We start from the raw sequence: 17008 nt of genomic DNA, 5'->3' as shown, positions 1-17008 counted from the left end.
GAACAGGAGTGGCTTTCGCTGTGAACTGACAGACCGCACAGAACTTCTCCCTCCCTTGCGCCGAAGGCGGAGGGGAGGGCTGGGGAGGGGTAGCTGTTCGCTGGCAAACAAACGCAGGCAACCTCCAATGCCAATGGCCCTTGTCGCACCAAGGCCGACTGCGTAGGGTCACGGCACTGACTTCAGGAGCCGTGCATGAAACCTCTCGTCCTCGCCATTGTCCTCGCGCTGGCCGCACCGCTGCCGTTGCATGCAGCCACCGCGGCACCTGCCAGCAAGACCACGCCTGCCGCACCGGCCTGGGTTGCCCACAGCAACGAACTGGCGCAGATCCTGCTGCAGGCACAGGCGCCGTTCCAGCCGGAAATGACCAGCTTCTTCGGTGTGCCGGGGTACGACGACAAGGTTGCCGACCTCGGCCCGGATTACACCGGCCGCTACCGCGCGGCATTGAGCGGCGCGCGCGACCAGCTGCGTGAAAAGCTGCAGCTCGAACGCGACCCGAACGTGCGCCAGGATCTGGAAATCATGATCGCCGCGGCCGAGCGCAACATCGAGAACAGCACGCTCAACGAACAGCACCTGATGCCGTGGGTGGACGTGCCGCAGGCGGTGTTCGGTGGTCTCAACAACCTGCTCTCCGACCAGGTGCCGGAAGCGCGCCGCGCCAAGGCGCTGGATCGGCTGAAGGCCTATCTCGGCCAGGCCCCCGGCACGCAGCCGATGGCCACGCTGGCGCGCCAGCGTTACGAAGAAAAGAGCGGCACGCCCAACCTGCTGCAGCCGACCAGGATCGAAGTGGACCAAGCGCTGGCCAACGTTGACACCTACATCGCCGGCATCGGCAAGTTGTTCGCCAAATACAAGATTGAAGGTGCCGACGCCTCGCTGGCCGAGCTGTCCACGCAGATGAAGGACTACATCGCCTGGACCCGGAAGGACGTGCTGCCGAACGCGCGCACCGATACCCGCCTGCCGGCCGAGTTGTATGCCTTCCAGCTCAAGGAAGTGGGCGTGGACATCGACCCGGCGCTGCTGATGCAGCGTGCGCAGCTGGAGTACATGGAAACCCGCGCGATGATGCGCCAGCTGGCGCCGCAGGTGGTGCAGGCCAAGGGCCTGAAGGTTGCTGACCCGAACGATTACGTCGCGGTGATCCGCGCGCTGAAGCAGGACACGATCAGCAACGACCATCTTGAATCGCATTACCGCGGGGTGATCGATGCCATCGACCCGATCATCCGCAAACAGGGCATTGTCGACGTGCCGCAGCGTCCGTTGCAGATGCGTCTGGGCAGCGAGGCCGAAAGCGCCGCATCGCCCGCACCGCATTACCTGCCGGCACCGCTGGTGGGCAACACCGGCCAGCAGGGCACCTTCGTGCTGCCGCTGGGCAACCCGGCCTCGGGCGAAAAGGCGCAGTACGACGACTTCAATTTCGGCTCGGCAGCGTGGACGCTGAGCGCGCATGAAGGCCGCCCGGGCCATGACCTGCAGTTCGCGGCGATGGTCGAGCGTGGCATTTCGCTGGCCCGCACCTTGTTTGCGTTCAACTCGGTCAACGTTGAAGGCTGGGCGCTGTATGCCGAAGCGGAGATGGTGCCGTTCGAGCCGCTGGACGGGCAGATGATCGCGCTGCAGTTCCGCCTGCTGCGCGCCGCCCGCGCAATGCTCGACCCCATGCTCAACCTCGGCCTTACCGACCGTGAGCGCGCGCACAGCGTACTGGTGGACGGCGTGGGCCTGTCCGAGGCGATGACCACGCAGGAACTGGACCGCTATACCGTGCGTGCGCCGGGCCAGGCCAGCAGTTACTTCTACGGCTACACGCGGATCATGGAGCTGCGCATGCAGACCGAGCTGGCGCTGGGCGATAAGTTCGACCGTCTGGCGTTCAACAACTTCCTGCTCGACCAGGGCCTGCTGCCGCCGGACCAGTTGGCCAAGGCGGTCAACGAAGTGTTCATCCCGGCGCAGCGCAGGAAGTAAGTCGGGATGCGCGGGAGCGGGCGCTGACAACGGCCCCCCTCCCCAACCCTCCCCTGCGCCAGGCGCAAGGGAGGGGGTAAGCGTATGCGCACCTCAACCTTGCAGGTGGCTGGATCACTCTTTCCCTCAACCGGGCCGGTTTCAGGATCACCGCTTCCCTCAACCTGGTAGATCGCAGGATCACTCCCTCCCTTGCGCCGAAGGCGCGGGGGAGGGTTGGGGAGGGGTGCTTGTTGCCGTTGGCTTTGGCTTCTCGCCAAACAGGGCTTACCGCTGCGCCTGCGGCGGCACCCAGATCGCCACGCCGGCGGCGCGCTTCTGCTGGGTGGGAATGCCGACGCTCAGGCCACCGGCGGTATGCCGGCCGTAGCTGCCGGCGCCGACCGACATGCCGACCGGCGAGCCGCCGGAGCCCACCCCCATCAGGATCACGCCGTTGGCGCCCAGTGCGGCCGCTTCCCGCTTGAGGCGGGCGATGGCGGCGTCGGTCTGGCCCTGGGTGCCAAAGCCGACCGCGCTGGACGATTCCAGCTGGGCAATTTCCACCGATCCGGCGGGCGGGGTGGAATAGATCTGCACGCTGGCCGGGTCCACCGGCGCGCGGGGCTGGCCCAGCATCACCTTGGAGGTGCTGGCGCAGCCGGTGGTGGCCAGGGCAAGGCCCAGTGCAAAGGCAAGCGGTAGTTTCATGGTTTCACTCCCCGATGATGAGCATTTGCGGATGATCCGCGCGCAAGGGTGAATCGGTCGCGAATGCGCGGTTTGCTGTCCAGGACTTGAAAGCCCCTGTTTCCGGGCTATCTTGCTCACAGTTATGTAAGGAGAAAGCCATGGGATTGATCAGTCTGGTGTGGGGCATTGTGGCACTGCTGTGGATGGTGCTGGCGTTCATCCCGCTGCTGGGCTGGGGCAACTGGTTCCTGATCCCGTTTGCGGCCGTTGGCGCGATCATCGCCGCCATCGGCCTGCTGTTCACCCATGCCAGCAAGCGTGGCCGGGCCAAGACCGGGTTGCTGCTCAACGCGATTGTCATCGTGGTCGGGGTCATCCGGCTGAGCATCGGCGGTGGCGTGATCTGAGGCAGGGGTTCTCCTAAGCCATTCAGGGGCAAACCCGCCTTGCAGGGGCAGGGGGCGTAAAATACGGGGCTTGGTCGGGCCGGTGCCCGGCGTGATTGCGTCCTGATGATCATCCGTCCCCGCCCCCGAGGCTGGCAGTTGCTCTACATCCTGCGCGGCTCCATCGTGCCGGCCATTGCCCCCAAGGTATTGGCCATCGGCGCGCTGGCGGTGGCCGTGGCGGCATTTGAGCGCTATTGGTATCCATTTGGCCGCGATGGGGCGACGGTGGTGCCGTTCACCCTGCTGGGCCTGGTGCTGTCCATCTTCCTGAGCTTCCGCAACAGCGCCTGCCATGACCGCTGGTGGGAGGGCCGCAAGTTGTGGGGGCAATTGTTGATCGAGTCGCGCGGCCTGGCCCGTGCGGCCGGCGCGTTGCTGTCCGCCGAGCTGGAGCTGCGCGCGCGGGCCTCGCGGCTGGTGATCGGCTTCGCCCACGCGTTGGCCGCGCGCCTGCGCGGTGCCGATGAGGCCGCGGCCTGTGCGCCGTGGCTGGCCGACGATCAACGCACCGTGCTGGAACGACGCAACATCCCCGACGCTCTGCTGGCGCAATTGGCCGCCGAACTGGCCGTGCCGCTGCGCGAGGGCCGGCTCGACCCGTATCTGTACGGTCAGTTCGAGGCACGCCTGCACGGCATGTCCAGCGTGCAGGCCGCCTGCGAGCGCATTGCCGGCACGCCGCTGCCCTTTGCCTACACCTTGCTGCTGCACCGTTGCGCATGGCTGTTCTGCGTGCTGCTGCCGTTTGGCCTGGCCGGTGCACTGGGCTGGGCGACGCCGGTGGTGTCGATGCTGCTGGCCTATGCCTTTTTCGGCCTGGATCAACTGGGCGAAGAGATGGAAGAACCCTTTGGGCTGGAACCCAACGACCTGCCGCTGGATGCGATGGTGCGTACCATCGAGATCGATGTGCTGGATGCACTGGGCCACCGGCCGCTCCCCGAACCACTGAAGCCGCAGGGTTACCTGCTGCGCTGACCACTGTTTTTGAATCAAGGAGTCATTCATGGGCCACCCCCACTACCGCCCGCGCCGCATGCGCCACGATGAGTTCTCGCGCCGCCTGATGCGCGAACACACGGTGACCAGCAACGACCTGATCTGGCCGGTGTTCGTGCATGAACTGGAAGGCCGTGCGCCGGTCGGCTCGATGCCCGGCGTGGACCGCATGTCCATTGACGAACTGCTGCGTGAGGCCGAGCAGGCGCTGGAGCTGGGCGTGCCGGTGATCGACCTGTTCCCGGTGATCGATCCGTCGCGCAAGACCCTCGATGCCGCCGAGGCGTGGAACCCCGATGGCCTGGCGCAGCGGGCAATCCGCGCGCTGAAGTCGCGCTTCCCCGAGCTGGGGGTGATGACCGACGTGGCGCTGGACCCGTACACCACGCACGGCCAGGACGGCATCATCGACGAACGCGCTTATGTGCTCAACGACATCACCGTGGAAGCGCTGGTCAAACAGTCGCTGTCGCATGCGCAGGCCGGCGTGGACATCGTTTCGCCGTCGGACATGATGGACGGCCGCATTGGCGCGATCCGTACCGCGCTGGACACCGCCGGCGACATCAACGTGCGGATCATGGCGTACTCGGCCAAGTACGCTTCGGCGTTCTACGGCCCGTTCCGCGACGCGGTGGGCAGCTCGGGCAACCTGGGCAAGGCCGACAAGAAGACCTACCAGATGGACCCGGCCAACAGCGACGAGGCCATGCGCGAGATCGCGCTGGACCTGGAAGAGGGCGCGGACATGGTCATGGTCAAGCCGGGCATGCCGTACCTGGATATCGTGCGCCGGGTGAAGCAGGAGTTCGGCGTGCCGACCTTTGCGTATCACGTCAGTGGCGAGTACGCGATGCTCAAGGCGGCCGTCGCCAATGGCTGGCTGGACGAGCGCAAGTGCGTGATGGAGACCATGATCGGCTTCAAGCGTGCCGGCGCCGATGGCGTGCTGACCTACTACGCGCCACAGATCGCGCGTTGGTTGAAGGAGGAATGAGATGAATGTTCCTGGCCTTGAGGGCTACAACTGGACGGTGTGGCTGATTGGCGTGGTGGTGTTTGCCGTGCTGATCGGGGTGCTTGTCGTGGCCACCGTGCGCGCCTCGCGGCGTTCGCCGGAACTGCACTCGGCGGCCGAACGCCTGCAGCGCCAGGCACCGCAGAAGCCGGAGGTGGAAGCAGCGCTGCGCGAACTGAACCTGTTGAAGGAGCGCGGCAAGATCAGCGAAGCCGAGTACGAGAAGCGGCGGGGTGAGGTGTTGGCGGGGCGGTAAGTTCTTGTTGGCGTGATTGCAGCTGCAATTGCCAACGGCACCCCTCCCCAGCCCTCCCCTTGCTGACGCAAAGGGAGGGAGTGGTTCTGCGCCATCTGTCAGGTCGCAGCGGAAGCAGCGCTTGCCCCCTCCCTTTGCGCCAGCAAGGGGAGGGCCGGGGAGGGGTAGCTTTTGATCCAGGCGAGCAGAAGCGCACCCCAGCTCAACGACAGTCGCTGTCCACCGCCGGCGCCTTCATCCGATAAAGATCCAATCCGCCGGCACGCGGTGCGCGCGCCTTGCCGCTGACCACCAGTTCGCCGGGCTTGCTGGCATCAATCACGGCACCGCGCGTCTCACTTTCGGCGGTATTGAACGACAGCGGCAGCAGCGAGGCCTCGCCCCATTGCTGCTGCCTGCACTGTGACACCCACAACTGCGTGCCGCCCTGCGCATGGGTGCGCGCAAACACCACTGCACGGCCACCGCCCAGCCAGCTGCCGTCCACTTCATCGGCGTCGCTGTTGATGCCGTCCAGCGGCGCGGGCGCTGCGAAGCCATCGTTGTCACCGGCCGCAGCCCATAGATCCCAGCCGCCCCTGCCGCCGGTGCGGTTGCTGGTGAACAACAGACGGCCGTCGTCGGCCAGCGCCGGTGAGCGTTCGTCCTGGCGGCTGTTGATGGCCGTGTCCAGCAGCTGTGGTGTACCGATGTCGCCATTGCCGGCCACCGGGGTGCGGTACAGATCAAAGCCGCCGTGCCCGCCCTTGCGGTTGGAGGCGAAGTACAGCCACCGGCCATCGGCACTGAGGAACGGGTCGACGTCATCGCCGGCGCTGTTGAGCGCCAGCGGCTGCGGGTCCATCCAGCGCTTGTCCTGCAGGGTGGCCTGCCACAGGTCCCAGCCGCCGGCGCCGCCTTCACGGTTGCTGGCCCAGAGGATGCGCTGGCCATCGGCGCTGACGGTGGCGCGCAGTTCGTCGGCACGGGTGGAGACCATGCCCATGCCTTCAATGCCGAACTCGGAAAGCGCCGAGGCCGCCGGGGTACAGAGTAGACTCGCAGTCAGCGCGAGCAGCAGTGGTCGGGTCCGCATCAAGGTTCCGCAGGCGAAAGTCGCGTCCAGTCTAGGTCATGCAAAGGATCCCCATGAGCGCTCCCCGCTACGCCGTATTCGGTCAGCCCATCGCCCATTCGCAGTCGCCGCGCATCCAGTCCGCATTCGGCAAGGCGCACGGCATCACGGTGGACTACCGCGCCATCGAGGCCTCGCCGGAACAGTTCCCGGCCGCGCTGGAGGCCTTTGCGGCCGAGGGCGGCGTGGGTGCCAATGTGACCCTGCCGCACAAGGAGGCCGCCTTTGCCCTGTGCGCGACCACCACCTCGCGGGCGCAGCGGGCCGGCGCGGTCAATACGCTGTTGCGCAAGGGCGAGCGCTGGCACGGTGACAACACCGACGGCATCGGCCTGGTCCGTGACCTCACCGGCCGTCATGGCCTGGACCTGCGCGGCCGTCGCGTGCTGCTGCTGGGCGCCGGTGGCGCCGCGCGCGGCGTGGCCCCGGCGCTGTTGGATGCCGGCATCCTGGAGCTGGTGGTGGTCAACCGCTCGCCCGAGCGCGCCGATGCGCTGGTCGATGCGATGAGCGAGCCGGGCCGCGCCATCTCCGCGTACTGGGAAGCGCTGCGCGAGCAGGGGGATTTCGAGCTGATCATCAATGCCACCTCGGCCGCGCGTGGCGACACCTCGGGCTTCAACCTGCCGCTGTCGCTGGTCAACAGCATGACCACGGCGGTGGACCTGAACTACGGCGAGGCGGCAATCCCGTTCCTGGCGTGGGCGCGTGCGGCCGGCTGCCGCAACAACTTCGACGGGCTGGGCATGCTGGTCGAGCAGGCCGCCGAGAGCTTCCAGCAATGGCACGGCATGCGCCCGGAGACCGACGCCATCTACGCCGAGCTGCGTGGCCGCGACGCGCTGCTGGTGACGGCGGACTGAGGCCGGCATGAATCCTTCCGAGTTGCTGAGCACCCTGCTGACTTCCGTTGGTTTCCGCCTGCCAATCCTGATCACGCTGGGCATCGCCCTGGTGATGGTGCTGGACACCCCGCGTGGCAAAGTGCGCGCCGTGGCCTTGTGGGGGCTGGCGTTGTTGCTTGTTGCCGCGTTGATGGGCGGTTTGCTGAGTGCATTGCCGCTGCTGCTCATCGCAGGCGGTAATTTCCAGGCGGTGAGCATGATGAATATGCTGTTGGGCGCATCCCATCTGGCGCTGTCGCTGGTGCAGGCCGTTGGCTACATCCTGCTGGCCTGGGCGCTGGTGCAGGCGTTGCGGCGGCCGCTGCCGCCAGCAAAACCCTGATCCACCAACGCATTCGGTGAATGCGGGCGGGTATGGGAAAATGCCCGTCTTGATGGGAGCAGGTGGCAGGCTGGCGTGAGTGAAAAAGTAGAAGCACCGCGGACGTTGACCGAGGAACTGAAGGCCGGCATCCGCGACGCTTACGCCAAGCTGCAGGCCAACACGCCGGGTTTCAGCACGCGCCGTTCGCAGAGCCAGATGATCGGCGTGGTGTCGCGCGCGCTGGCCACCGGCGGCGTCGGCGTGGTGGAAGCGCCCACCGGCGTCGGCAAGAGCCTGGGCTACCTCACCGCTGGCGTGCCGATTGCACTGGCCAGCAAGAAGAAACTGGTCATCAGCACCGGCACCGTCGCGCTGCAGTCACAGCTGGTCGAGCGCGACATCCCGAACTTCCTCAAATCCACCGGCCTGCAGGCCACGGTGGCCCTGGCCAAGGGCCGCACCCGCTACCTGTGCACGCGCAATGCTGCCGAAGCACAGGGCGAGGGCGCGCAGGAAGGCATGTTCGGCGACGAGGTGCCGCTCTACGACCGGCCACTGGCGCCGATTGAAATGGACGTGGCCGAGAAGCTGACCAAGGCCTTCATCGAAGGCCGCTGGAATGGCGACCTGGACAACGCGCCGGAAACCGTTTCGACCACCTTGCGCATGCGCATCACCACGCCGGCTTCGGCGTGTGCGGGCCGGCGCTGCGCGTATTCGGCGCAATGCCCGGTGCTGCGCGCGCGCACCGAAGTGCGTGATGCGCAGATCGTGGTGACCAACCACGCGTTGCTGTTGTCGGCGCTGTCCATCGGTGAAAGCGACAGCGGCCAGCCCTTGATCGCCCCGCCCGGCGACATGCTGCTGGTGCTGGACGAAGGCCACCACATCGGCAACGTCGCCATCGACCAGGGCGCAGCCAACCTGCCGCTGGATGACATGGCCAAGCGCACCGGCCGCCTGCAGATTCTGATCGCCGGTGCATATCGTGCGGTGGACAAGGACAAGATCGGCAACCTGTTGCCGAACGAAGCCATCGATGTGGCATCGCGGGTGAGCAAGCTGCTCAAGAGCTTCCGCGATGACATCGCCAACGTGTGGATCCCGCAACCGGATGATCGCGAGCCGATGTGGCGCGCCGCCAACGGCCGCCTGCCCGAAGCCTGGAAGCAGCCCATCGAAGTACTGGCCGATGAAACCCGCAGCCTGCTCAACTGGGCGACGGCGGCCACCTCGCTGGTGGCCAAGGGCAGGCCGGAAGACGCCGGCCATGAACGCCTGCAGCGCAACCTGGGCATGGCGCTGGAGATGATCGAGCAGCAGTACAACCTGTGGGCCGGTTGGCGCCGCGAGGACAAGGAAGGCCAGCCGCCGATCGCGCGCTGGGTGACCTTGTCGCGCGAGGGCGACTACATCCTGCACTGCTCGCCGGTGTCGGCGGCGATGGTGTTGCGCAAGCTGCTGTGGGACGAAGTGAACTCGGTGGTGATGACCTCGGCCACGCTTACCGGCGGCGGTGATTTCCAGTCGCTGGCCATCGACAACGGCATTCCTGAAGAAGCGGAGATGGTGTCGCTGGCCTCGCCGTTCGACCTGCCGAACCAGGCGGAGTTGATCGTGCCGAAGTTCCCGGTGACGCCGGACGACCGCGAAGGTCATCCCAGGGAGGTGGCCAAATACCTGGCGGCCGAACTGGACTGGGAGAAGGGCAGCATCGTGCTGTTCACCTCGCGCTGGAAGATGGAAAAGGTGGCCGAGCTGATGCCGGCCAGTCTGCGTAAAAAGGTGCTGGTGCAGGGCGAGAGCGCCAAGCAGAAGATGATCGACGAACACCTCAAGCGCACCGCAGCCGGTGAGGGCTCGGTGTTGTTCGGTTTGAATTCATTCGGCGAAGGCCTGGACCTGCCGGGCGAAGCCTGCACCACGGTGGTCATCACCCAGGTGCCGTTCGCGGTGCCGACCGACCCGCAGACATCGACCTTGAGTGAATGGTTTGAGAGCCGCGGTTTGAACTCGTTCAACCTGATTGCGATTCCGCATGCACTGCGGACGCTGACGCAGTTTTCCGGGCGCCTGATCCGTACCTCGACCGACACCGGGCGGGTGATCATTCTGGATTCGCGCCTGCTGACACGACGCTACGGCAAGCGGATCATTGATTCGCTGCCGCCGTTCAGGCGGGTGATTGGGTAGAGCAACCGCACCCCCTCTCCCCAACCCCCGCTCCGCGCCCCGGCCCTTGCGCTGACGCAAGGGCACTCATCGGATCGCGAACCAATGGTTCGCAAACAATGCTCTTCGTCCCGCGAGGGGAGAGGGGCTTCAACGCTGCAGTTGCAAGCATTGCTTCAACTTGCACTGGCCTGAGCCCCTCTCCCCTCGCGGGAGAGGGGTTGGGGAGAGGGGGGAAAGACACGCATCACTGGCGCTGCAAGCCGCCAAAACGTAAAGTTCGCGGCCTTCCTTTCCAGCGCCTGCCGCCATGCCCAACTTCAACGCAACGTTCCCTTGGGCAACCCAACTGCAGCGACTGCACCAGCGCGATCCGGCATGGGCCTCACTGGCGCTGTTTGATGCAGCCGTGTTGACGGAAGCAGGCCGCAGCCTGGAGCTGTTGCTGCAGGCAGGGCAGACATTGGCGCAGAGTGAGGTCGATGTAGGCCTGGTTGCCGATGAGCTGCGCCGCTACCAGAAGTTTGCGCCACCGGGACGGCCGTCGGTGCAGATCGTGCAGTTGCGGCGTCAGCAATCGACGGTGCAGCAGGCGCAGCGGATGGCGCGTCAGGCATTCATCCGCCAGGCCGATGTATTTGCACGCGCGCTGCCGTTGCTGGTGCCGGCAAAGCTGGGCCTGGTGACCACGGTGGAGCGTTGGTTGCAGGCCAAGCTGGCCTGAGCAAAGCAGTTGCTTTGCAGTCGGAGTCGCAGTTGTTTTTGCTTTTGACTTGCCGGGTTCCCTTCCGCAGCGGCGGAGCTGGCAGATAAGACCCCGAAGGGGCGACGTGCATGGATGCACGTCGTTTTTCGACGAGACAAGGATGTCTCGTCGAAAAATCCTGCCGGCGGAGTGAACCTGCGATGCGCAGCATCGTGGGCGCGGAGGCAGGGTGTGCTTTCTTTTGGTTATCTTTTCTTTGCACAAGCAAAGAAAAGTAACTCGCTCCCCGAAGGGGAGTGAAAGCCCTGGCTTCGGTTGTTGCTGTCGCCAAAGCCAAAGCTACCCCTCCCCAGTCCTCCCCTTGCCTGCGGCAAAGGGAGGGGGCTAGAGCTACAGCTACAGCAATAGCAGCAGTCTCAGTGCCACAACCCCAGGATCAAACCAAACAGCACGAACTGCACCGTGTGATATCCGCCATCAATTGCCCACAGCTTTCCGCTGCGCTGGGCGAACTGGTAGTTGATGCCAAAGCTCGCCGCGACCATGCCGAAGCCAACCACCACGCCGCAGAGCAAGGCCTTGCGCAGTTCCGGTGCGGGCCCCAGCCACCAGGCAAATGCAAACGCAGCCAGCAGCGAGAACACCAAGCTGACGCCGAAGACCTTGGCCGGATGGCCCTGCGGCACTTCGCCGCCGTTCTCGCGGTTCCAGGCGCGGCCAAACAGCACCGGCGAATACCACAGCCCGCCCAGCAGGAAGCTGGAAACGGCGGCAAGCAACACGGCGTACACGTTCATGCGAAATCCCCCATCCCGATGATGCGGGCATCGTAGCGCCCTGCACCGGGTTTGGGATGCGCAGCTTCTGCGTTTTCAGCTTTTCCAGGAAAGAAGTGACGAGGGGCCGGTGCACGCCGGTCAGGTGCAACGTTTGGCAGTCGGGCGATGGCAGCGGCGGGGTTGCCTTTGGCGCGGGCTGCGGCGCGCGATGCGGCTTTCCACTGTCAGCGGCAGGTGGTGCCTGGCCAGGCACGCAAAGAAAAGGCCGGTGGTTGCCCACCGGCCATTCCTACCTCGTCGCACTTCTACAACATGCCCGGGTCAGGCCTCCAGCGCGGCGGCTGGGCCGAAGAACTCGTAACGGCTCTGCGCTTCCGGCACACCAACGTCGCGCAGCAGCTTTTTCACCTGTGCCATGAACGGCTTGGGGCCGAGGAAGTAGGCGTCCACATCGCGCTCGGCCGGCAGCCACTGCTCCAGCAGTTCGCGGCTGAGGAAGCCTTCGGCATCGGCCGAATCGCCCGGCAGCGCTTCGCTGTAGCAGGTGTAGCTGCGTAGCTGCGGGTGCTGCTTCTGCTTTTCGGCGATGAATTCCTGGAAGGCATGCACCTGGCCGTTGCGTGCGCAGTGGATGAAATGCACATCGCGGCCGCTGGCCAGTGCCTGCTCCAGCATCGGCAGGGTGGGGGTGATGCCGACGCCGCCGCTGATGAAGGCCACCGGGCGCTCGCTGGCGGCCAGGGTGAAATCACCGGCCGGGGCGAACAGCGCCAGCGTGTCGCCGACCTGCACATGGTCATGCAGGTGGTTGGACACCTTGCCATGGGTCTCGCGCTTGACGCTGATGCGGTAGCCCACACCGTCGGGGGCGCGCGAGAGCGAATAGTTGCGGCGGTGCTCCTCGCCGTCGATTTCCAGCTTCATGCCGATGTACTGGCCGGGCTGGAAATCCACCACCGCACCACCGTCAACGGGGACCAGGTGGAAGGAGGTGATTTCGGCACTCTCGCGGACCTTGTCGGCGACGCGGAAGCTGCGTGCGCCGCGCCAGCCGCCCGGGGCCTTTTCATTGGCGGCGTACACCGATTCCTCGGCACCGATCAGCAGCTCGGCCAGCGCCTGGTAAGCGGCGCCCCAGGCATCGATGATCTCGTCGGTGGCAACCTCCGGGCCCAGCACTTCGCGGATGGAAAGCAGCAGGTAGTGGCCGACGATGGGGTAGTGCTCCGGCAGGATCTGCAGGGCGACGTGCTTGTTGACGATCTGCCCGACCAGCGGACCCAGCGCTTCGAGCCGGTCAATGTGCTTGGCATACATCAGCACCGAGTTGGCCAGCGCCCGCGGCTGGTCGCCGGTGGCCTGGTGCACCTGGTTGAACAGCGGCCGCGCGACCTCGCTCTCGGTCAGCATCCGCCCGTAGAAGTGCTTGGTCAGTGCCTCGCCACCTGTTTCCAGCAGGGGAACGGTGGCCTTGATCAGCTCGCGTTGGGTGGCAGTCAACATGGTGTGTGGCTTCCTTGTAGGGGGTGCCACCATCAACCCATTTCGGGGCTGCCGTTTCACTGATGAATATCAAGCCAGCGCGCTTATTCCCCGGCAATGGCCGGTCACGGCCAGAATCGGCAAGCTGAATGGGCTGGCCGACAGCGGCCCCGGGGCCGCTGGGTTGTCAGTTTTCGGGGCGGTTGAGTGCCGCCGTCATGGCCGCGGCGTCCTCGCGGGACAGGAACAGGTACTCCAGCTCGCAGCCGCCGAACTTGTCCTCCAGTTCGTGCTGGCGCACCGGGTGGCTGCCGAAGCGGTAATGGGTGCTGCCGTCATCGGAGTCGATGACGTAAACGCCGAAGGACGGCGGGTTGGTGAGGGTGCCTTCCAGCTTGACGGATGAAGGGTCGATGGCGCGCTGGATGAGGTCGTCTAGGTCGATCATGGCGTAGCGGTAGGGCTGTGGGTTGGGGGCGTGGAATCGCTCGCCAGCTGCCCTGTCCCTGGGGCCGGTGGTGCGTGGCGAGTCTCCGATGCGCGCAGCCTGCCCACAGTCGGGCCTTAAAACAAGCCCGCCATACAGGCGGGCTCGTCAACAGCCTGTTTCGGCATGATCAGCCGTTGCGACTGCGCCGTGCCAGCCCGCTGCACAGCGCAATGAAAGCGGTCAGTGCGGTCATCGACAGGAACTGCAGGCGGGTCTCCGGGGCGGCCATCAGCAGCGCAAAAATCAGCGCCAGGATCACCAGTGCCAGCACCGACAGGTACGGGTAGCCGGCCATCTTGAACGGCAGCACGGTGCCGGAGCGCTCGGCGCGGCCGCGCAGGATCAGCTGCGAGACCAGGGTGATGGTCCACACCAGCAGGCAGGTCGAGCCGACCACGTTGAGCAGCACCGGCAGCACCCGGTTGGGGTACAGCAGTTCCAGCGCGGTGGCGGCGAAGCCGAACAGCACACTGGCCAGCACCGCCAGCACCGGCACCTGGTGGGCGCTGGTGCGGGCCAGCCAGCGCGGGGCTTCGCGGCGCGAGGCCAGCGAATACATCATCCGCGAGGCGCCGTAGAGGTTGGCATTGAGGGCCGACAGCAGCGCGATCACCGCGATCAGGGTGATCGCCGTGGCCGCGCCGGGGATGTTGGCCACGCTCAGTACGGCGGCAAACGGCGAGTTGAGGGTCTCGCTGGTCCACGGCACCACGGCGATGATCACGCCGATCGAGCCGATGTAGAACACCAGGATGCGCCAGGCCACGGTGCGGATGGCGCGCGCCAGGCTGCGCTCGGGGTCCTGGGTTTCGGCCGCGGCCACGGCCACGATCTCGGTGCCGCCGAAGGCGAAGATCACCACCAGCAGCGCCGCGCCGATGCCGGCCAGGCCCTTGGGCATGAAGCCGCCGTGGCCGGTGATGTTGGACAGCCCGGGCGAGGCCACGCCCGGCAGCAGCCCCAGCAGCAGGGCGATGCCGATCACGATGAAGGCGATGATGGCCCCCACTTTGAGGATGGCGAACCAGAACTCGAACTCGCCGTAGTTGCGCACGCCCAGCAGGTTGATGGCGGTGAACACCACCATGAACGCCAGCGAGGTCATTGGCACCGACAGCTGCGGCCAGATCGTGGCGAGCAGGCCGGCCGCGCCCACCGATTCGGCGGCGATCACCACCACCAGCTGTGCCCACCACAGCCAGCCCACGGTGGCACCGGCGGTCGGCCCCAGAGCGTCGGCGGCATACACCGAGAACGCGCCGCTGGTGGGCCGCGCAGCGGCCATCTCGCCCATGGCGTGCATCATGATGATGACCAGGGTGCCGGCGACAAGGTAAGAGATGAGAACCGCCGGGCCGGCGGCCTGGATGCCGACACCGGAGCCGAGGAACAGGCCAGCGCCGATGGCGCTGCCCAGTCCCATCATGATCAGCTGGCGCGGCTTGAGCGCGCGTTCCAGATTCTGCGACGGCGCGGAGGCCGGGGCCGAAGGATTGGCGGGCATCGATGAGGTTCTGGTCACGAAAGAGGGCGACACCTTACCGCGTCCGCCAGTCATCGTGTCTGTCCCGTTGGTTGGGGCCGGTTACGATGGGGCCCCTGGCGCCGATGTGCGCCCGCAGCAAGGAACGGTGCATGCGCGGCTTGGATTTCAGTTCATGGCAGGGCCTGCTCTCGACCTTGCTGGGCCTGGCAATCATCACCCTGATCGGCGTGGGCATCCGCCTGCTGGTGATGCAGACCATTCAGCAGAAGCGCGAGGCCGCCAATCGCCAGATCAACGAACGGCTCAAGACGCTGATCGCCGCCTACAAGACGCTGGGCGGTTCATTCACCGGCGATCTCAGTGTCGACCCCGGCCACCTGCGCGAGCAGCGCCGGCATGCGGCCGCGCTGGCGCAGCAGGCCGCGGCTACCACGGCCGACGGCGCACTGGTGCTGCCGGACGCCGCCCCCGGCGATGCCGGCGACCGGGCCCGGCGCATCCGTGATGCCGTGGAGGGTGCGCTGTCGGACGTGATCCTGCTCGGCACCGAGGCGCAGGTGCAGCTGGCGGCGCGCGCTGCCACCGACATGGTCCAGGGCCGGCCCATCCACACCGCCGAGCTGGTGGTGTCGTTGCGGGATTTCATCCGCCAGGTGCTGGATCTGGACACCATCCCGGCCAGCGTGGCCATTCCACGGCAGGGGCCGGCGCGCCCGGCGGCCAGTGGTGGCAACAAGGGCAAGGAGGGTGAACGCGGCGGTGGCGGCAAGGGCGGCGGCGGTGCCGGTGGCATGGGCGCCGGCATGGGGATGGGCGCCGGGCTGGGCTACGGCGCGGGCCGGGGTGGCGACGATGAGCGCTGACGGCGGGCTGCTTTTCCGCGTGGCGTTCCCCCTGTACCCGCGGCGATTGTTCGCCCGGCAATGCCTGCAGCGGATCATTTGTGCTGATTGAACTACCTTATCGCTTACCTTCCGGGCGCGGATGCGCCTTCCAGAGACAGTAATGAGCCTGAAGACATTGAACCCATACGATTTGTTCGACGTGCGTTCGCTGCTGAGCGAGGAAGAACGTGCGGTGCAGGATTCCGTTGCCCGTTTCACCGACGAGCGCGTGTTGCCGATCATCGGCGACTGTTTCGACCAGGGCCGTTTCCCGACCGAGCTGATCCCCGAGATCGCCGATATGGGCCTGCTGGGCTGCTCGCTGCCGGAGCAATACGGCGGTGCCGGCCTGAACGGTGTCAGCTACGGGCTGATCTGCCAGGAACTGGAGCGCGGTGATTCCGGCATCCGCAGCTTCGTCTCGGTGCAGAGCTCGCTGTGCATGTACCCCATTTATGCCTACGGTTCGGAAGAGCAGCGCATGCGCTGGCTGCCGGACATGGCGCGCGGCAAGGTCATCGGCTGCTTTGGTTTGACCGAAGCCCATGGCGGCTCGGACCCGGCCAGCATGAGGACCCGCGCGGTGAAGGACGGCGGCGACTGGGTCATCAACGGTTCCAAGATGTGGATCACCAACGGCTCGGTGGCCGACATCGCCATCGTCTGGGCCAACACCGATGAAGGCGTGCAGGGTTTCGTCATCGAGAAGGGCACGCCGGGTTTCACCGCCCAGGAGATCAAGCACAAGATGAGCCTGCGCGCCTCGGTGACCGGCGCGCTGTTCTTCGACAACGTGCGCGTGCCCGATGCCAACCGCCTGCCCAACGTGAAGGGTTTGAAGGGCCCGCTGGGTTGCCTCACACAGGCCCGCTACGGCATCACCTGGGGCCCGATAGGCGCGGCCATTGCCTGCCTGGATGAAGTGCTGGCCTATACCAAGGAACGCATCCTGTTTGGTCGCCCGGTCGCGGCCACGCAGAGCGCGCAGATCAAGATGGCCGACATGGCCCGCCGCATCACCGCCGGCCAGTTGCTGGTACTGCAGTTGGGGCGGCTGAAGGACGCTGGCGTGATGCAGCCGCAGCAGGTGTCGCTGGCCAAGTGGAACAACTGCCGCCTGGCCATCGACATCGCCCGCGAATGCCGCGACCTGCTGGGCGGCGCCGGCATCACCACCGAGCACAGTGCCATCCGCCATGCGCTGAACCTGGAATCGGTCATTACGTATGAAGGCACCGAGACCGTGCACCAGCTGGTGATTGGCCGCGAGCTGACCGGCATCAACGCGTTCTGATCGATACGC

The 17008-nt window shown here is 66.1% G+C and carries 17 protein-coding genes; 11 read left to right on the top strand and 6 right to left on the bottom strand.

Features of this window, described 5'->3' with window-relative positions:
• The first annotated feature begins 195 nt into the window (after positions 1 to 195).
• Positions 196 to 1989 carry a DUF885 domain-containing protein gene (locus ACVOLO_RS08600; RefSeq protein ID WP_481569829.1) on the top strand — a complete coding sequence of 598 codons (1794 nt, stop codon included), beginning with the start codon at positions 196 to 198 and terminating at the stop codon, positions 1987 to 1989.
• 267 nt (positions 1990 to 2256) lie between these two features.
• Here ACVOLO_RS08600 and ACVOLO_RS08595 read toward each other — a convergent pair whose 3' ends face one another.
• Positions 2257 to 2679 (bottom strand): hypothetical protein, encoded by a 423-nt coding sequence (locus ACVOLO_RS08595; RefSeq protein ID WP_481569828.1) that lies wholly within the window; start codon positions 2677 to 2679, stop codon positions 2257 to 2259.
• Between the two features lie 140 nt (positions 2680 to 2819).
• Between ACVOLO_RS08595 and ACVOLO_RS08590 the strand changes: the two genes are divergently transcribed.
• From ACVOLO_RS08590 to ACVOLO_RS08575, 4 genes are all read left to right on the top strand, one after another.
• A complete protein-coding gene (locus ACVOLO_RS08590; protein WP_481569827.1) occupies positions 2820 to 3068 on the top strand; it encodes a hypothetical protein in 249 nt (82 codons plus the stop codon).
• Positions 3069 to 3173: 105 nt separating this feature from the next.
• Positions 3174 to 4088 (top strand): bestrophin family protein, encoded by a 915-nt coding sequence (locus tag ACVOLO_RS08585; protein WP_481569826.1) that lies wholly within the window; start codon positions 3174 to 3176, stop codon positions 4086 to 4088.
• A gap of 28 nt (positions 4089 to 4116) precedes the next feature.
• Positions 4117 to 5106, top strand: coding sequence for a porphobilinogen synthase (gene hemB / locus ACVOLO_RS08580; RefSeq protein ID WP_481569825.1), 990 nt, complete (start codon positions 4117 to 4119; stop codon positions 5104 to 5106).
• A 1-nt stretch (position 5107) separates the two neighbouring features.
• Positions 5108 to 5383 (top strand): SHOCT domain-containing protein, encoded by a 276-nt coding sequence (locus ACVOLO_RS08575; protein WP_481569824.1) that lies wholly within the window; start codon positions 5108 to 5110, stop codon positions 5381 to 5383.
• 202 nt (positions 5384 to 5585) lie between these two features.
• Here ACVOLO_RS08575 and ACVOLO_RS08570 read toward each other — a convergent pair whose 3' ends face one another.
• A complete protein-coding gene (locus tag ACVOLO_RS08570) occupies positions 5586 to 6458 on the bottom strand; it encodes a TolB family protein (RefSeq protein ID WP_481569823.1) in 873 nt (290 codons plus the stop codon).
• Between the two features lie 53 nt (positions 6459 to 6511).
• Here ACVOLO_RS08570 and aroE point away from each other — a divergent pair, with 53 nt between their 5' ends.
• The 4 genes from aroE (at position 6512) to ACVOLO_RS08550 (ending at position 10602) form a co-directional block, all read left to right on the top strand.
• Positions 6512 to 7360, top strand: coding sequence for a shikimate dehydrogenase (aroE, locus tag ACVOLO_RS08565; protein WP_481569822.1), 849 nt, complete (start codon positions 6512 to 6514; stop codon positions 7358 to 7360).
• Positions 7361 to 7367: 7 nt separating this feature from the next.
• Positions 7368 to 7724 (top strand): hypothetical protein, encoded by a 357-nt coding sequence (locus ACVOLO_RS08560; protein WP_481569821.1) that lies wholly within the window; start codon positions 7368 to 7370, stop codon positions 7722 to 7724.
• 75 nt (positions 7725 to 7799) lie between these two features.
• The gene (gene dinG, locus ACVOLO_RS08555) at positions 7800 to 9899 is read left to right on the top strand and encodes an ATP-dependent DNA helicase DinG (RefSeq protein ID WP_481569820.1); all 2100 of its coding nucleotides are present in this window, start codon (positions 7800 to 7802) and stop codon (positions 9897 to 9899) included.
• A gap of 289 nt (positions 9900 to 10188) precedes the next feature.
• Positions 10189 to 10602 (top strand): hypothetical protein, encoded by a 414-nt coding sequence (locus ACVOLO_RS08550; RefSeq protein WP_481569819.1) that lies wholly within the window; start codon positions 10189 to 10191, stop codon positions 10600 to 10602.
• Between the two features lie 398 nt (positions 10603 to 11000).
• On the opposite strand, the gene ACVOLO_RS08545 is transcribed toward ACVOLO_RS08550, so the two are convergent.
• The 4 genes from ACVOLO_RS08545 to ACVOLO_RS08530 all read right to left on the bottom strand — a co-directional run bounded on the left by ACVOLO_RS08545 (position 11001) and on the right by ACVOLO_RS08530 (position 14839).
• Positions 11001 to 11381, bottom strand: a complete 381-nt coding sequence (locus tag ACVOLO_RS08545) for a DUF1761 domain-containing protein (RefSeq protein ID WP_481569818.1) — start codon at positions 11379 to 11381, stop codon at positions 11001 to 11003.
• A gap of 303 nt (positions 11382 to 11684) precedes the next feature.
• Complete coding sequence (gene hmpA, locus ACVOLO_RS08540; RefSeq protein WP_481569817.1) at positions 11685 to 12866, bottom strand: NO-inducible flavohemoprotein; 1182 nt, start codon at positions 12864 to 12866, stop codon at positions 11685 to 11687.
• A gap of 166 nt (positions 12867 to 13032) precedes the next feature.
• Positions 13033 to 13293 carry a hypothetical protein gene (locus tag ACVOLO_RS08535; protein WP_481569816.1) on the bottom strand — a complete coding sequence of 87 codons (261 nt, stop codon included), beginning with the start codon at positions 13291 to 13293 and terminating at the stop codon, positions 13033 to 13035.
• Between the two features lie 169 nt (positions 13294 to 13462).
• Positions 13463 to 14839 (bottom strand): amino acid permease, encoded by a 1377-nt coding sequence (locus ACVOLO_RS08530; protein WP_481569832.1) that lies wholly within the window; start codon positions 14837 to 14839, stop codon positions 13463 to 13465.
• A 131-nt stretch (positions 14840 to 14970) separates the two neighbouring features.
• Between ACVOLO_RS08530 and ACVOLO_RS08525 the strand changes: the two genes are divergently transcribed.
• Complete coding sequence (locus ACVOLO_RS08525) at positions 14971 to 15684, top strand: hypothetical protein (RefSeq protein ID WP_481569815.1); 714 nt, start codon at positions 14971 to 14973, stop codon at positions 15682 to 15684.
• Positions 15685 to 15826: 142 nt separating this feature from the next.
• Positions 15827 to 16999, top strand: coding sequence for an acyl-CoA dehydrogenase family protein (locus ACVOLO_RS08520; RefSeq protein ID WP_481569814.1), 1173 nt, complete (start codon positions 15827 to 15829; stop codon positions 16997 to 16999).
• The last annotated feature ends 9 nt before the right edge of the window (positions 17000 to 17008 follow it).

This window comes from Stenotrophomonas sp. STEN056 (genome assembly GCF_056759635.1).
Note: the sequence above shows the minus strand (reverse complement) of the source record. Positions and strands in the feature narration are given on the sequence as shown.

Excerpts from the sequence above, each read along its gene's own strand:
- ACVOLO_RS08570 (WP_481569823.1), bottom strand. The coding sequence starts at position 6,458 with ATGCGGACCCGACCACTGCTGCTCGCGCTGACTGCGAGTCTACTCTGT.
- ACVOLO_RS08595 (WP_481569828.1), bottom strand. The coding sequence starts at position 2,679 with ATGAAACTACCGCTTGCCTTTGCACTGGGCCTTGCCCTGGCCACCACC.
- hmpA (WP_481569817.1), bottom strand. The coding sequence starts at position 12,866 with ATGTTGACTGCCACCCAACGCGAGCTGATCAAGGCCACCGTTCCCCTG.
- ACVOLO_RS08545 (WP_481569818.1), bottom strand. The coding sequence starts at position 11,381 with ATGAACGTGTACGCCGTGTTGCTTGCCGCCGTTTCCAGCTTCCTGCTG.
- ACVOLO_RS08530 (WP_481569832.1), bottom strand. The coding sequence starts at position 14,839 with ATGCCCGCCAATCCTTCGGCCCCGGCCTCCGCGCCGTCGCAGAATCTG.
- hemB (WP_481569825.1), top strand. The coding sequence starts at position 4,117 with ATGGGCCACCCCCACTACCGCCCGCGCCGCATGCGCCACGATGAGTTC.
- ACVOLO_RS08600 (WP_481569829.1), top strand. The coding sequence starts at position 196 with ATGAAACCTCTCGTCCTCGCCATTGTCCTCGCGCTGGCCGCACCGCTG.
- ACVOLO_RS08590 (WP_481569827.1), top strand. The coding sequence starts at position 2,820 with ATGGGATTGATCAGTCTGGTGTGGGGCATTGTGGCACTGCTGTGGATG.
- ACVOLO_RS08550 (WP_481569819.1), top strand. The coding sequence starts at position 10,189 with ATGCCCAACTTCAACGCAACGTTCCCTTGGGCAACCCAACTGCAGCGA.
- ACVOLO_RS08560 (WP_481569821.1), top strand. The coding sequence starts at position 7,368 with ATGAATCCTTCCGAGTTGCTGAGCACCCTGCTGACTTCCGTTGGTTTC.
- ACVOLO_RS08585 (WP_481569826.1), top strand. The coding sequence starts at position 3,174 with ATGATCATCCGTCCCCGCCCCCGAGGCTGGCAGTTGCTCTACATCCTG.
- ACVOLO_RS08525 (WP_481569815.1), top strand. The coding sequence starts at position 14,971 with ATGCGCGGCTTGGATTTCAGTTCATGGCAGGGCCTGCTCTCGACCTTG.
- ACVOLO_RS08520 (WP_481569814.1), top strand. The coding sequence starts at position 15,827 with ATGAGCCTGAAGACATTGAACCCATACGATTTGTTCGACGTGCGTTCG.
- ACVOLO_RS08575 (WP_481569824.1), top strand. The coding sequence starts at position 5,108 with ATGAATGTTCCTGGCCTTGAGGGCTACAACTGGACGGTGTGGCTGATT.
- ACVOLO_RS08535 (WP_481569816.1), bottom strand. The coding sequence starts at position 13,293 with ATGATCGACCTAGACGACCTCATCCAGCGCGCCATCGACCCTTCATCC.
- aroE (WP_481569822.1), top strand. The coding sequence starts at position 6,512 with ATGAGCGCTCCCCGCTACGCCGTATTCGGTCAGCCCATCGCCCATTCG.